At 71.9% G+C, this 745-nt stretch carries 1 protein-coding gene; it reads left to right on the top strand.

Annotated features, from left to right (window positions below):
* Positions 1–745, top strand: a 745-nt coding sequence (locus AC1DWF_RS34075; RefSeq protein WP_476842905.1) for a hypothetical protein, incomplete at both ends; no start/stop codon positions are given.

The following is a 745-nucleotide window of genomic DNA, read 5'->3' as shown; positions in this document are numbered from 1 at the left end:
CGCCAATGCCGGGCCCGATCTCGCGCGGATCTTCGGCGCCGTCATGCCTCGCGACCGGGTACGGCATGTGGAGCAACTGGGCATCTGGCTCGCCGCGACGCTGCGTGCGGCGGCGCCCGCCTATCCCTCGATCTGCGGACAAGCCCTGGCGACCGCCGCCGGCAGCGCCGGCGGAGGTGAGGCGCTGATGCTGGCGCGTGCGCTCATGCTCCGACGGACGCCGGGCGAGGCGAGGGCGGCGACGGAGCTGCTCGGGGCCTGGGTGCCGGTCCAGGGCGACCCAACCGAGGCAGCCGCCATGCGGGCGACGTTCGATGCGACGCTGAACGGCCTCGGCGCGCTGCTGGCCGCGCAGCCGCCACCCTACCTCGCAGCGGGTAACGCGCGGGATTCCCGCATCGCCTGGCTGTTGCTGACGGAAGCATCGCTAATGCCGCAGCCGCGCCCGGACATGATGCGCTACCATGAGGAGCGATATCCGGACGCCGGGCGTGGGATGCCGGCGGCCTTTCAACTCTATCTGAATCGCTGGCGCGGTACCGATTGCAGTGTCGACGACGATCTGCCCACCGATTGTGGCGACCCGCCGRCGGCGGCCGGCTTCCCGCAGCAATTCGACCGGCGGTCCTGGCGGAGCTCCGCCTTCTGGCTGCGCGAGGCCCCGGACAAGCTGCTGCATGCTGCGCGCGCCCTGCCGGATGCGTCGCGGCAAGCGCTGATCGTCCAGCTCGGCTCTCGCCTGGAG

The organism is Aminobacter sp. P4_D5 (assembly GCF_056401815.1).
The sequence above is the reverse complement of the archived record's forward strand: the minus strand, read 5'-3'. Positions and strand labels throughout refer to the sequence as shown.